Source organism: Ruegeria sp. CE8 (genome assembly GCF_056537465.1).
In genome coordinates this window covers 330,467-343,509 of the sequence record NZ_JBQFRP010000001.1, presented here as the reverse complement: position 1 = coordinate 343,509, position 13,043 = coordinate 330,467, and the positions used below count along the sequence as shown (strand labels likewise).

Annotated in this window: 16 protein-coding genes and 1 tRNA gene; 9 read left to right on the top strand and 8 right to left on the bottom strand. The window is 59.3% G+C overall.

The features are described from left to right. Positions 1 to 7: 7 nt before the first annotated feature. Positions 8 to 553 carry a sugar O-acetyltransferase gene (locus ACR0AA_RS01760; RefSeq protein WP_480755318.1) on the top strand — a complete coding sequence of 182 codons (546 nt, stop codon included), beginning with the start codon at positions 8 to 10 and terminating at the stop codon, positions 551 to 553. Here the strand turns inward: ACR0AA_RS01760 and ACR0AA_RS01755 are convergent. The 3 genes from ACR0AA_RS01755 to ACR0AA_RS01745 form a co-directional block, all read right to left on the bottom strand. Continuing rightward, positions 550 to 2,358, bottom strand: a complete 1,809-nt coding sequence (locus ACR0AA_RS01755) for an ABC-F family ATP-binding cassette domain-containing protein (RefSeq protein WP_480660655.1) — start codon at positions 2,356 to 2,358, stop codon at positions 550 to 552. The two genes, ACR0AA_RS01760 and ACR0AA_RS01755, sit on opposite strands and share 4 nt — an antisense overlap. A 68-nt stretch (positions 2,359 to 2,426) precedes the next feature. Beyond that, the gene (locus ACR0AA_RS01750) at positions 2,427 to 3,161 is read right to left on the bottom strand and encodes a GNAT family N-acetyltransferase (RefSeq protein WP_480660657.1); all 735 of its coding nucleotides are present in this window, start codon (positions 3,159 to 3,161) and stop codon (positions 2,427 to 2,429) included. A gap of 98 nt (positions 3,162 to 3,259) precedes the next feature. Next, positions 3,260 to 3,736, bottom strand: a complete 477-nt coding sequence (locus ACR0AA_RS01745) for an outer membrane protein assembly factor BamE (RefSeq protein WP_480660659.1) — start codon at positions 3,734 to 3,736, stop codon at positions 3,260 to 3,262. Between the two features lie 84 nt (positions 3,737 to 3,820). Here ACR0AA_RS01745 and ACR0AA_RS01740 point away from each other — a divergent pair, with 84 nt between their 5' ends. The 8 genes from ACR0AA_RS01740 to ACR0AA_RS01705 all read left to right on the top strand — a co-directional run bounded on the left by ACR0AA_RS01740 (position 3,821) and on the right by ACR0AA_RS01705 (position 9,210). Then, positions 3,821 to 4,357 (top strand): YceD family protein, encoded by a 537-nt coding sequence (locus tag ACR0AA_RS01740; protein WP_480660661.1) that lies wholly within the window; start codon positions 3,821 to 3,823, stop codon positions 4,355 to 4,357. 205 nt (positions 4,358 to 4,562) lie between these two features. Further along, entirely contained in the window at positions 4,563 to 4,769 is a 207-nt protein-coding gene (gene rpmF, locus ACR0AA_RS01735; protein ID WP_008756996.1) for a 50S ribosomal protein L32, read from the top strand. A gap of 24 nt (positions 4,770 to 4,793) precedes the next feature. After that, on the top strand, positions 4,794 to 5,882 hold the full coding sequence (gene plsX / locus ACR0AA_RS01730) for a phosphate acyltransferase PlsX (RefSeq protein WP_480755317.1): 1,089 nt from the start codon (positions 4,794 to 4,796) through the stop codon (positions 5,880 to 5,882). A gap of 21 nt (positions 5,883 to 5,903) precedes the next feature. After that, positions 5,904 to 6,875, top strand: a complete 972-nt coding sequence (locus ACR0AA_RS01725) for a beta-ketoacyl-ACP synthase III (RefSeq protein WP_480660664.1) — start codon at positions 5,904 to 5,906, stop codon at positions 6,873 to 6,875. Between the two features lie 96 nt (positions 6,876 to 6,971). After that, the gene (ihfA, locus tag ACR0AA_RS01720) at positions 6,972 to 7,274 is read left to right on the top strand and encodes an integration host factor subunit alpha (RefSeq protein ID WP_008755922.1); all 303 of its coding nucleotides are present in this window, start codon (positions 6,972 to 6,974) and stop codon (positions 7,272 to 7,274) included. Positions 7,275 to 7,289: 15 nt separating this feature from the next. Beyond that, positions 7,290 to 7,931 (top strand): MerR family transcriptional regulator, encoded by a 642-nt coding sequence (locus tag ACR0AA_RS01715; RefSeq protein ID WP_480660665.1) that lies wholly within the window; start codon positions 7,290 to 7,292, stop codon positions 7,929 to 7,931. A 61-nt stretch (positions 7,932 to 7,992) separates the two neighbouring features. Beyond that, a tRNA-Pro gene (locus ACR0AA_RS01710) sits at positions 7,993 to 8,069 on the top strand. A gap of 61 nt (positions 8,070 to 8,130) precedes the next feature. Beyond that, entirely contained in the window at positions 8,131 to 9,210 is a 1,080-nt protein-coding gene (locus tag ACR0AA_RS01705; protein ID WP_480660667.1) for a 2'-deoxycytidine 5'-triphosphate deaminase, read from the top strand. Here ACR0AA_RS01705 and ACR0AA_RS01700 read toward each other — a convergent pair whose 3' ends face one another. The 5 genes from ACR0AA_RS01700 to ACR0AA_RS01680 form a co-directional block, all read right to left on the bottom strand. Beyond that, positions 9,211 to 9,453, bottom strand: a complete 243-nt coding sequence (locus tag ACR0AA_RS01700) for a hypothetical protein (RefSeq protein ID WP_480660668.1) — start codon at positions 9,451 to 9,453, stop codon at positions 9,211 to 9,213. It abuts the gene before it with no gap. Positions 9,454 to 9,516: 63 nt separating this feature from the next. Next, a complete protein-coding gene (scpB, locus tag ACR0AA_RS01695) occupies positions 9,517 to 10,173 on the bottom strand; it encodes an SMC-Scp complex subunit ScpB (protein ID WP_480660670.1) in 657 nt (218 codons plus the stop codon). After that, positions 10,166 to 10,960, bottom strand: coding sequence for a segregation and condensation protein A (locus ACR0AA_RS01690; protein ID WP_480660672.1), 795 nt, complete (start codon positions 10,958 to 10,960; stop codon positions 10,166 to 10,168). Before ACR0AA_RS01690 ends, scpB begins: the two co-directional genes overlap by 8 nt. Beyond that, positions 10,950 to 11,957: a beta-N-acetylhexosaminidase gene (gene nagZ, locus ACR0AA_RS01685; protein ID WP_480755316.1), complete on the bottom strand. Its 1,008-nt coding sequence runs from the start codon at positions 11,955 to 11,957 to the stop codon at positions 10,950 to 10,952. Before nagZ ends, ACR0AA_RS01690 begins: the two co-directional genes overlap by 11 nt. After that, positions 11,954 to 13,018 (bottom strand): SPOR domain-containing protein, encoded by a 1,065-nt coding sequence (locus ACR0AA_RS01680; RefSeq protein WP_480755315.1) that lies wholly within the window; start codon positions 13,016 to 13,018, stop codon positions 11,954 to 11,956. Before ACR0AA_RS01680 ends, nagZ begins: the two co-directional genes overlap by 4 nt. Positions 13,019 to 13,043: the final 25 nt, after the last annotated feature.

Below are 13,043 nucleotides of genomic sequence, written 5' to 3'. Positions count from 1 at the left end.
CTGTCCCATGACCGAGTGGGAGAAGATGCAGTCCGGGCAGTGGTATTGCTGCCTGGATCCACACCTTGAAGGCTTGCGTGCGTGTGCCCGCCGTGCAGTACATGCGCATAACACCTGTCCTCCGGATGACCGTGGTGCGATTGCACCAAAATTGCAGGCGTTGTTCGCCGATATTGGGCCGGATTGCTATCTCGAGGCTCCGTTTCATTGCGCCTACGGTCTGAACATCCACCTCGGCGCGCGGGTCTATTTCAATGCAGGTTGCGTCGTTCTGGACACGGCCCCTGTTCGAATCGGAGACGGCACAATGTTCGGGCCCAACGTCCAGATCTTTTGCGCCCAGCACGCCAAAGACCCGGTCGAACGCGCGCAGGGGCTGGAAATCGGTCTGCCCGTGACCATTGGCCGAAACGTCTGGGTCGGTGGAGGAGCCATCCTGATGCCGGGCGTCACAATCGGCGACAACGCCATCATCGGCGCAGGCAGCGTGGTAACTAAAGACGTCGCAGCCGGAGAAACCGTCGTCGGCAATCCAGCCCGGCCGATGGCCTAAGCGCCCTCGGCCTTTTCTTCGAGCGTTAGCCACTCTTCCTCGGCCGCTGCCAGCTTTTCCTGCCGCTCGACCAGAGCCTCGGTTGCTTTCTGGAACTTGACCGGCTCCCGCGTGAACAATTCGGGGTCAGACATAAGCTCTTCAAGCTTGCCGATCTCGGCCTCCAGACGTGCAATTTCGGCAGGCAGTTTTTCAAGCCGGTGTTTTTCCGAGAATGACAGGCCGGACTTTTGTTGCGCTTCCTGCTTTTGCTTCGGCTTGGAAGGTTTTGTTTTTTCGATCTTCTTCTCGAACACGTCGCCCCGCTGCGCGATGTAGTCCGACCAACCGCCCGCATAGACCGTGGCGCGACCGTTGCCTTCCATTGCGATGGTCGTGGTGGCAACCCGGTCCAGAAAGTCGCGGTCGTGGCTGACCAGAAGAACGGTACCGTCATAGTCGTCCAGCAACTCCTGCAACAGGTCCAGCGTTTCGACATCCAGATCGTTGGTCGGTTCATCCAGCACCAGCAAGTTCGAGGACTTGGCCATCAGTTTGGCCAGCAGCAACCTTGCTTTTTCACCACCTGACAGCGACTTAACGGCCGCTCTGGCCTGCCGTTCGTCGAACAGGAACTCTTTGAGGTAGCCGACCACGTGTTTGGGTTGGCCGCCGACCATGACCTGATCGGCCTTGCCCGAAACCCGCATTTCGGGATCGCCGGTCAGGCTGTCCCACAGGCTCATCTCCGGATCCAGCTGTGCGCGGGTCTGGTCGAACACCGCAATCTCGAGGTTCGTGCCAAGCGACACCGTTCCCTCGTCCGGTTCCTCTTGCCCAAGCAACATTTTCAACAGAGTCGTCTTGCCCACGCCATTGGGGCCCACAAAGGCCACCCGGTCACCACGCTGCACCAACAGGTCGAAATTTCGAACGATCTGTTGTGTACCAAAAGACTTTGACAAGCCCTTGGCTTCAATCACTTTTCGACCGGATTTCGGGCCAGCCTCCAGCGCCATGGCAGCCGATCCCTGACGCTTGATCTGTGCCGCCTTTTCGGCCCGCAAGGCCTGCAGCGCGCGTACCCGGCCCTGGTTCCGCTTGCGTCGCGCACTGATGCCTTCGACGGCCCATTTCGCCTCGGATTTGATCAGACGATTCAACTTGTGCCGCTGCTGATCTTCTTCTTCCCAGACCTTGTCGCGCCATGTCTCGAAGGCCTCAAAACCCTGCTCCTGCCGCCGCACCATGCCGCGATCGATCCACAGGGTCGCGCGGGTCAAAGCACGTAGGAACGCGCGATCGTGCGAAATCAGGACATAGGCCGCGCGGGTCGAGCCCAACTCGCGTTCCAGCCAGGCGATTGCCTCAATGTCCAGATGGTTGGTCGGTTCGTCCAACAGCATCAGATCGGGCGCTTCGGCCATCAGTTTGGCTAATGCCGCCCGGCGACGCTCACCACCCGAAGCGGTCTCAACAGCCCGAGCCGGATCGAACTTCAGACCCTCGCCAGCGCGCTCGACCTTATACAGCTCACCAGGCTCCAACCCGCTGGAGGCGTAATCTCCCAGCGTGGCAAACCCTTCCATTCCAGGGTCCTGTTCCATGTAACCGACCGACTTCCCGGGGGGAATCACGATGTCACCCTGATCCGGTTCCACCAGCCCGGCCATCACTTTCATCAGGGTCGACTTGCCCGACCCGTTACGGCCGACCAAGGCCACGCGGTCGCCCGGCTGAACCACCAGGTCCAACCCTGAAAACACTGGATCGCCCCCGAACGTCAGGGAAATGCCAGACATCTGTAACAAAGGAATTCTCGCCATGCCCGCCAGCTAAACCGGTGGGCACAAAGCGTCAACGCCCCTGCTTCACCTTTTCAAAAATACTCAAACTAGCGCACCACCGCCCGCAGCAACCGTTTGCGTGCCGGGGGAATCGCTCCAATCTCAAGTCCGGTGAAAACGTGAAGCGTGTTCATGTGCCGATCCACAACCGCATGATCGCTAACCCAGCCACCCATCATCAAATAGGTGCGCAATAAGGGTGGCATTCGCAGCATGGCCTTTTTCGCATCGGGGCTGCGGCGCAAACGGGCGGCAAACTTAAAAACGTCAGGTGCCTTGACGCGCGGCAACCAACGCTTGGGCGCTAGATGCCGGTGTTTCAGCATGGCAAACGCATCCAGATACTCGGCGGTTTCCGTCCCCGCGAAGGATGAGCAGCCGAACAGCATCTGGACATCGTTCTGGTCCACGTAGGTGGTCATCGCCCCCCAGGCGACCCGCAGGATGTCAGGGTCAGTCCAATTGGGATGGATGCAGAACCGGCCCATCTCGACCATACGGCCATCGAAGTCTTTGAGTGCGGACAGATCGTAGAACCGGGCCGAGTAGCTACGTTCAACCTCGGCCCCATGGTCCAGGGTCAGCATCCGGAAACAGCAAACCAATTGCCCACCGGCGCGCGAATCTTCGACCAGTATATGGGCGCAGACCGGGTCAAAGTCGTCCTGATCGATCTGATCCGTACCGAAGGCCAGAGTCCGCAGCTGCTGCGCCTCCGCCACGTCCTGCGGGGACTGCGCCAAACGTGCCCGGTACCTGCCCTTGCCAAGCAATAGTGCCATGGTCGCATCCTCCGCGGTTGCTGACCTGATTCCTGTTGCAGTGGTTCTACCACAGAACGTGTGACTGCCCTGTGACCATGACAAGATGCGGTTGACCCTTAATTCGTCGCCCCAGGAATATTTGCCGGGTTGAAGTTTCCGATGTTACCCAACAACTGACGCAGGAAGCCACGGTTTTGGACGCTGGATTCCGTTACTCGACGGTCCAGAACAACGACGTACCCGTCTTCCAGGCCAAATCGTTCGATGTTCCGCACAACGCCACGCTGGTCAAAACTGATCGCGACCAACTCTCGCGAAACAACCTCGGGCCGTTTCGGACCGTAGTGCCGAACGCGTGAACGAACATAGTAGAAGCCCGAATCCTTCACCAAACCGGATGAACTGGGTGCTCCGATCGTCTCGACAACACTGTCGCGCGTATCGACGCCCACTTTTATCTCGGCCAATTGCTCGGCTGGCGGGACATATCCGTGATTCTTGAAGATTGGCGAGCACGCCCCAGCCGCAACCAAACACGCCGCAAAGACAAGCGTTTTGGACGCTGGTTTCAACCTGTTCACAACCTTCAACATTTACATCCTCTTGCCTTGGGACCGTGCGGACCCTATCCGATTACAGAAACCGCAGCCCCGGTTCAACACAGGAAAGGGTCACGAATGAGCAACAACACATCTCTGCGGGTGGCCGACCTGCCCCAAAACGCGCCAACACCGTTTGATCTGCGCCCCGATACAAAGGGGCTGGACGCAATAAAAGCTGAACTGGGGCTGTTGGGGCTGCGCAAACTCAGCTTTGTGGGTGACGTAAGGGCACAAGGCAAACGTGACTGGGTTTTGACCGGAAAACTGGGTGCCACGGTGATTCAGCCCTGCGTGGTGACGCTCGAACCTGTGACCACGCGCATCGATGTCCCCGTGTCACGCGTCTATCTCGCTGATTGGGAAGACCCAGACGAGCCCGAGTTCGAAATCCCCGAAGATGATGAGACTGAACCGCTGGGGCCGGAAATCGACCCGGCATCGGTCATGGTCGAGGCGTTGTCGCTGGCCCTGCCCCAGTATCCGCGCAAGGATGATGCCGAACTGGAACAGGCCGATTATACCGAACCGGGTAAACAGGCGATGACGGACGAAGATGCAAAGCCGTTTGCGGGACTGGCGAATTTGCGCGACGCCCTGAAAAAAGACGAGTGACATAGGTCTGTTTTCCTGTCATAGCAGGCCTCCAGAAAAATCGCTTGAACATGTCGAGAATCGCAGTATTTTCGCGCGCTCATCGGAATTTGGGTTGGACAACGTGGGGCTCGTACCCTAAACGCGCGTCAAACCACGAAAAAACGAAGAATGAAACCCGGCCAGCAGCGAATCTGCTGACCCTTAATAGACAAAGGTTGAGACCATGGCTGTCCAACAGAACAAAGTTTCCAAGTCGCGCCGCAACAACCGCCGCGCACATGACGCTCTGGTTGCTGCAAACCCGAACGAATGCCCCAACTGTGGTGAGCTGAAGCGCCCGCACCACGTGTGCGCGTCGTGCGGCCACTATGATGACCGTGAAGTCGTCGCTCAGGCCGACGAAATCGACCTGGACGAAGACGCGGCCTAAGTCTTTTTAAGCGCAGGCTAAGGCATGACGGAACAGCCCACGCAGGCCGGACGGATTACCATCTCGGTTGACGCTATGGGCGGAGACTCGGGGCCCGCTACTGTGGTGGCGGGCATTGCCAAATCGGCAAACAAAAACCCCGATATCGCGTTCGTCCTGCACGGGCCCGAGCAAGTGCTGCGCAAACTTGTCGCCAAACGGCGTGTCCTGCAGGGACGCGTCGTTTTTCGTGATTGCCCCGACGTGGTCACGATGGAGGACAAGCCCAGTCAAGTCGTGCGCAACGGCAAGCAGACCTCGATGTGGTCGGCCTTGGAGTCGGTGCGTCAGGGCGAGGCGCACGGGGCGGTTTCATGCGGCAATACCGGCGCTTTGATGGCGCTGTCGATGATGCGGCTACGCAAATTGCCGGGCGTGAACCGTCCGGCGATTGCGATTCTGTGGCCGTCGCGCAACCCGCATGGCTTCAACGTGATGCTGGATGTGGGGGCGGATGTTCGCGCTGACGCGAAAGATTTACTACAGTACGCCCTGATGGGCGCGTCTTATGCCCGCAACGGCATGGCCCTGGACCGGCCCCGTATCGGATTGCTGAATGTCGGCACCGAAGAACACAAGGGCCGGGCCGAGTTGAAAGAAGCGCATGCAATGATCGCGGACTTCGCGGATCAGGCAAATTTCGATTTTGTCGGCTTCGTGGAAGGCAGCGACATTCCGGGTGACAAGGCGGATGTCATTGTTACCGATGGCTTTACCGGCAACGTGGCGATCAAAACCGGTGAAGGCACCGCAAGCCTGATCGGAGACCTTTTGCGCGAAGCGTTCAAGTACTCGCCCCTTTCGCGTCTCGCTTCGGTTCTGGCGATCACCTCGCTGAACCGTCTCAAAAAACGTATCGACCCACGCCGTGTGAATGGCGGGGTTTTCCTTGGCCTCAATGGGACTGTGGTCAAATCGCATGGTGGCGCGGACGCCACCGGAGTTTCGGCGGCCGTCAAACTGGCCTTTACCCTGGCTCAGTCAGGATTCGCCGAAAAATTGGCGGCACGGGTTGCATCGACAGCCGAGCTTGCACAAGATGCCGCGCACGTACCGCCAAAGGCGGGCGAATAACAATAAAGGCAGTAACCCAAAATGGCAGGCCGTTCAGTTGTTGTAGGTGTCGGACACTATTTGCCGGAGCGCATCGTTCCGAATGCCGAATTTGAAAAGACGCTCGATACGTCGGATGAGTGGATCAAAACCCGCTCGGGAATCGAACGCCGCCACTTTGCCGCCGAGGACGAAACCACATCGGATTTGGCGACCAAAGCCGCCGAGGCTGCTTTGGCCGATGCCAGCCTGAAGGCCGAGGACATCGATGCCATTATCGTAGCGACCTCGACGGCCGACCTGACCTTCCCATCTGCGGCGACCATGGTTCAGGCACGGCTGGGCATGACCCACGGGTTTGCGTTCGACGTGCAAGCTGTCTGCGCAGGCTTTGTTTTTGCCCTGAGCAACGCAAACGCGATGATCCTTTCTGGTCAGGCCAAACGTGTGCTGGTTATCGGTGCCGAGACATTCTCGCGCATCATGGATTGGACCGACCGCTCGACCTGTGTGTTGTTCGGTGACGGTGCTGGCGCGCTGGTGCTGGAGTTGCAGGAAGGCGAAGGAACCGCGCAGGATCGCGGTATTCTTGCGACCGACCTGAATTCCGACGGGCGTTATAAGGACCTGCTGTATGTCGACGGCGGCGTATCGACCCAATCGACTGGTCATCTGCGGATGCAGGGCAACCAGGTCTTCCGCCACGCGGTCGAGAAACTGGCCAAAACCGCTGAAACCGCACTTGGCCGCGCCGGGCTGGACAGCTCTGACGTGGATTGGATCGTGCCGCATCAGGCCAATATCCGCATCATTCAGGGCACCGCCAAGAAAATGGGCCTGCCGATGGATAACGTCGTGGTGACGGTTCAGGATCACGGTAATACCTCGGCCGCATCGATTCCCCTCGCCCTGTCCGTGGGCAAACAGCGGGGGCAGATTAAGTCCGGAGACCTGATCGTGACCGAGGCAATTGGCGGCGGTCTGGCCTGGGGCGCTGTGGTTCTGCGCTGGTAACCGGCGCAAAACGGCTTACACAGCCGCTCGCAATTCATTGATATTGACAGCGAATTTCCCGTCACCATATTCTTTGATATCAACAGGGGAATTGGCATGGGCGATAAAACACTGACCCGAATGGATCTGAGCGAGGCCGTCTTCCGTGAGGTTGGCCTTTCACGCAATGAAAGCGCACAGCTTGTCGAAAGCGTCTTGAACCACATGTCGGACGCGCTGGTGCGCGGCGAACAGGTCAAGATTTCATCCTTTGGCACTTTCAGCGTTCGGGACAAAACGGCCCGCATTGGTCGCAACCCCAAAACCGGCGAAGAGGTTCCGATTCAGCCTCGCCGCGTACTGACGTTCCGCCCGTCGCACCTGATGAAGGATCGCGTCGCCGCAGGGAATCGCAAGTAAGTTCGGGGAACGGTCATGAGTAAGTCCCCCGACGCCTTTCGCACGATCAGTGAAGTTGCGGACTGGTTGGGAGTTCAGGCTCATGTCCTGCGATTCTGGGAAAGCCGGTTCAGTCAGGTCAAACCTGTAAAGCGCGCCGGTGGCCGCAGATACTACCGGCCAAACGACATGCGTCTTCTGGGTGGCATCAAGAAGCTACTGCACGAGGACGGAATCACCATCAAAGGCGTCCAGCGCATCCTGCGTGAACAAGGCGTAGCTTATGTGTCTTCGCTGTCTCCAAGCCTTGATGATCAGGCCGCGCCCGAGAAAGCTCCGAAAGACAATGTGGTTGTTCCCTTTACGGCAAAGCCTGCACAAAACGGCGGCCAGATTGATTTGGACCTGGACGAACCGGCCCCCGCTGCGTCAGCAACACAGCCCGAAAAAGCGGCAGACGCGCCGCAGCAGCAATCGAAACCGGCGGCAGAAGCTCCACAGACAGAAATGTCACCGCCGGAGCCCGAGTATATGGATGAGGCCCCATTGCTGGGTGGAATCGCGACACAAGCGTGGGAACGGACGGATTTTGACGACGACCTGCTGCGTCGGATCGCGCCCATCGCGAAGGACCTGCGCGCTGTAGTTAACCGAATTGAGAACCGATCGGCGGGATAAGAAAAAAGGCGATGATTTCCTCTTGCCCCTGCCGGGAAAGTCTTTATGAACACCTCAACGTCGGGCTATGGCGCAGCCTGGTAGCGCGTCCGTCTGGGGGACGGAAGGTCGCAGGTTCGAGTCCTGCTAGCCCGACCAAATCACACCGACGTTTATGGCAGACAGGCCAGATCCCGCTCTGGCATCAGGGGGGATCGGAATGACAGGTGTATGCCCAAACCAGCAGATCGAGGCGATGATTGGGCGGGGTGAAATCACCGCCAGCCCCGAGGTTATCCCGGCGCAAGTTCAACCCGCCAGTCTGGATTTACGTCTGGGAACAGTAGCTTATCGCGTCCGCGCTTCGTTTCTGGCAGGCGAAGGTCGTTCAGTCGCTGACCGATTGGCCGAGTTCGAGATGCACCGCATCGACATCACCGATGGCGCCGTTCTGGAAAAAGGCTGCGTCTATCTCGTACCCCTGATGGAGTCGCTGGCCTTGCCTGCTGACACCAGTGCGGTGGCGAATGCCAAAAGCTCGACCGGGCGACTGGATCTGCTGACCCGCACGATCACCGATGGTGGAACCGAGTTCGACAGGGTGCCTGCCGGCTATGCGGGGCCGCTTTATGCCGAGATTTGCCCCCGCTCCTTCTCGGTTCTGGTGCGCCCGGGAATGCGGCTGAACCAGATTCGGTTCCGGCAAGGTCAAGCCGTGCTCAGCGACGCAGAGCTCACTGCCCTGCACAACGACTCACCCCTGGTCGATGGCCCGGCGGTCATTCAGGACGGTCTGGGCTTTTCGGTCGATCTACAGCTGCCGGACACGGATCTGGTGGGGTATCGCGCCAAGCCGCATACCGGTGTGATCGATCTGGATCGGATCGGCGAGTACGACCCGCAGGAGTATTGGGAGGAAGTGCGCACCACCGACAGGCGGATCATCCTGGACCCCGGTGCGTTCTACATCCTCGTCAGCCGCGAGGCTGTGCACATTCCACCTATGTATGCCGCTGAAATGGCACCCTATCTGGCTATGGTGGGTGAGTTCCGCGTGCACTACGCAGGTTTCTTCGACCCCGGTTTCGGACATGCGGCCGCTGGTGGCGCCGGATCACGCGGTGTGCTGGAGGTGCGCTGTCATGAAGCCCCGTTTGTCCTGGAGCACGGTCAGGTCGTCGGGCGGCTGGTCTATGAGAAAATGTCCGAGATGCCCACACAATTGTACGGCGCGGGCATAGCCTCGAACTATCAGGGACAGGGTTTGAAGCTGTCCAAGCATTTCAAGGCGGTAGCCTGATCAGAAGCGGATGAACCTGCGCATCTGGTTGGTCATCCGCTGAACATTCTTCATGTTATGGCCCTGCTGTTGTACATCGCTGCGAATTCGGTTCGCAGCTTCGGGGTCTTTGGGCGCACTCTGGTCCTGACCTGGTTTGCGACCCATTCGGCTTGCCATGTCAAAGCCCTTGTCCACGCCCTTGTTGACAAGCCGCCGCATGACCTGGCGAACGATCATGTCGATGATCCGATTGGCATTCATTGCTCAACTCCTCATTCTGGCCACAACATAGGTGATTTCCACGGCAACAAAAGGGCCGCAAGATCACTCTTCTTCGAACAGTTCCGTCTGTTCTTCGTCTTCGTTTTCGTCCCGTCCCTCGCCCAGCGGCATCGCACCCGGAGGTGGCCGGTTCTCAAGCAACCCGGCGGCGCGCAGTTCCTTGAGCCCTGGCAGATCGCGGGCATTCTCCAACCCGAAATGGTCCAGAAACTGCGGAGTCACCACAAACGTGACCGGGCGGCCCGGTGTCATACGGCGACGCCCCAACCTGATCCACTCCATTTCCAACAGTTGATCAATAGTCCCGCGTGAGACCGAGACACCCCGAATCTCTTCGATCTCGGCCCGTGTGCAGGGCTGGTGATAGGCAACGATGGCCAGCGTCTCGATGGCCGCACGGCTGAGTTTTCGGGTCTCGACCGTTTCCTTCTGCATCAGAAAGCCCAGATCCGGGGCGGTTCGGATGGCCCAGGCTTCACCAACTCGGACCACACGCACACCGCGTCCTTCATAGCGTTTCTGAAGCATTTCAACTGCTTGCGCCGCGTCGCTGCCGTGAGGCATGCGCGCCTCAAGATCAGCGGTTGTCACCGGCTCGGCGCTGGCGAACAGCACGGCTTCGACCATGCGCTCCTGCTCGGCCAGCGGAGGCGCTTCGAACAGGGTGCCGGTGCCTTCGTTTTCAGGGGCGTCAGTCACGTGTTTCAGTCCTCTTGCGTAGATGGATCGGCGCAAAGGTTTCGCTCTGCTTGATCTCCATGTGACCTTCCTTGACCAACTCCAGCGAGGCCGCAAAGGTCGCCGCGGTGGCCGAACGCCGCCGCACCGGGTCAGCATCCCAGCCGTCAGGCAGATAGGTCTCCATGTCTGTCCAGGTGCCCGCGAAGCCGATCAGCGGACGCATGCGTTCCAACGCCTGCTCCATGGTGAACACCGAATCGCGGTCCATGACAAAGGGGCGGAATTCGTCGCGTGTACGGATGCGGGCATATCCCTGCATCAGGTCCAGCAGTGTGGCGGAATAGGTCACCGTGCGGATGCGGGTGATATCCTCGCCCTGCCCGCGTTTGAAGAAATCGCGGCCCAGTTGGTCGCGCGCCATCAGACGCGCGGCAGCATCGCGCATGGCCTGCAAGCGCTCCAGTTGGAACGCAAGGTGCGCGGCCAATTCCTCACCCGATGGGCCTTCGTCATCCGGGTCGGGCGGAAGTAAAAGGCGGGATTTCAAAAACGCCAGCCACGCGGCCATCACCAGGTAATCAGCGGCCAGTTCAATCCGCAGCGCCCGCGCCTTTTCAACAAAGGCCAGATATTGCTGCGCCAGCGCCAGAACCGAGATTTTCCGCAGGTCGACTTTTTGGGTCCGCGACAGGGTCAGCAGAACGTCCAGCGGGCCTTCAAACCCGTCGACGTCAACGATCAGAGCTTCGGCCGCAAGTCGATCGGCGACCGAGACCGGGTCTTCGCTGAAAAGATTATCGTTCATATACCTGCCCGCCCATTAGGGCAGATAGTTCCGCTTCGGCGGCTTGGATGTCAAGTTCCACAGGCTTTTGCCGCATCGCCAGCGCCTTTTCTGCGCGTTTCTGCCCCTGCTCTGACATTTCGCCGGCGGCATCCAACACCTTTGCGCGGGCTTCGAACGATCCGTTACAGTGCAAAACCACGTCGCACCCTGCATTCAGCGCCTGTTTGGCGATCTCCTCGGGTGCACCGCTGAGCGCCTTCATCGAGATATCGTCGGTCATGATCAGACCATCAAACCCGATCTTGTCGCGGATCAGGCCGATCATTGTCGGTGAAATCGTGGCCGGCTGTGGGTCGATCCGGTCATAGACCAGATGCGCGGTCATCCCCATCGGCAGGTCGTTCAAAGCGCGAAATGGGGCGAAATCAGCCTGCTCCAGAGCTTCCTGCGTCAGATCGACATGCGGCAGGTCATGATGGCTGTCCAGCGTAGACAATCCATGACCGGGCATATGTTTCAAAACCGGCAGTACGCCACCGTCCAGATGGCCTTTCGCAACCGCCCGACCGACCTTTGAAACTGCTTCGGGATCAGCACCATAGCAACGGTTCTTCAGAAACGGGTGCGTCTCATCGCGCGCCAGATCGACCATTGGCGCGCAATTGCTGTCGATCCCGAGTTCGAACAATTCGTTCGAGATCAGGCGATAGCGCAGGTACATGGCCCGCTCGGCCGCGTCGCCAGCCTGTTTAGCGTGATCCAGCGGCGGCATCCATTCCCGCGCAAGCGGGGCACGCAAGCGCTGAACCCGGCCGCCTTCCTGATCAATGGTGATGGGGCAGTTGCGCCCAACCGCCTCACGAAAGTCGTCACACAAGGCGCGGACCTGATCGGCCGTATCGATGTTACGCGCAAACAAAATGAACCCGAACGGGTCCATCTGTCGGAACAGGTTCTTTTCCTCGGATGTCAGGCGCAGGCCTTCGGCATCGGTGATCGCAGCGCCGAATGTCACCTCACGGCAACCGGGATACAGTCAGCGCCCTGCGCCACCAGCGCGGCACAGAACTGACGCGAGTCGCTCAGGTCCTCAAACCCAAGTACACGCAGGCGGTAGAACGTACGGCCGCCGCTTGAGGTTTTCTGGATAACGCGCTGTTTTCCATCCATATACTCACCGAATCGCCCGTTCAGGCGATCCCATTCGACGCGTGCTACATCCGAACTTTCGTAGGCACCCAACTGGGCCATTCGCGTCCCTTTGGACAACGCGTTCGGGTCAACATCCAAACCAACGGCAGCTTTGACAGCAGCGTTGATCGCGGCCTCAGTATTGCTGCTTGCAGAGATCCCGCTGGCTGTCCTGCGCGCCGGGCGCGTATTCGGACGCAGCGACCGACGAACGCCGGGCAACGCCGCAAGCTCGGGGTCGGGCAATTGCGCGGCCAGATCGGCGGGGTCGATGGCAGGCTCTTCCTCGGGCAAGGTCAACGAAGCGAGTTGAACACCCTGCTCTTGCGGTTCTTCGGTTTTCGCGCCCTCACCGGCCAGTTCAGCGACCAAAGCGTCGACTGTGTTCTGACGTAGCTGCGCAGCCTCTTGATCGGAAATCTCTTCCTCAACCACGTGCACAGCTTTGGTGGGTTTCAGTTGTTCAACCGGAGTATCTTCGTCCGTCAGGGACACCGGGCGCGGTGCCAGGATCAAGCGATCTGCGGGTGGCGCAGCCGTTCCGACAGCTGCCACGGCATTGACGGCCAGTCCCTGATGGTCGGCCGGGGTTCCACCGGGGTTTTCCGGCTGAATGCGCATCGGTCCTTCGATTGCACGAACGACGGGAACGCCACTGACATCGCGCATCACAAGCTTGTATCCCCAGACGCCGATCCCGGCGACCAGAGCCAGCGACGCCACAGCGCCCATGACATTCACGATACGGCCTAGCCCAACCCCACGCGGGGCCTGTTCATAGCCATAAGACTCGTCGGAATACTCATACCCATCCTCAGGATGCGGTTGATTCGTGTAATGCATCTCCTCGGGGCGCATCTGCCCCGAGTAATCGTAACTTGCCATGTCCGCCTCACCGCCCGATTCACGC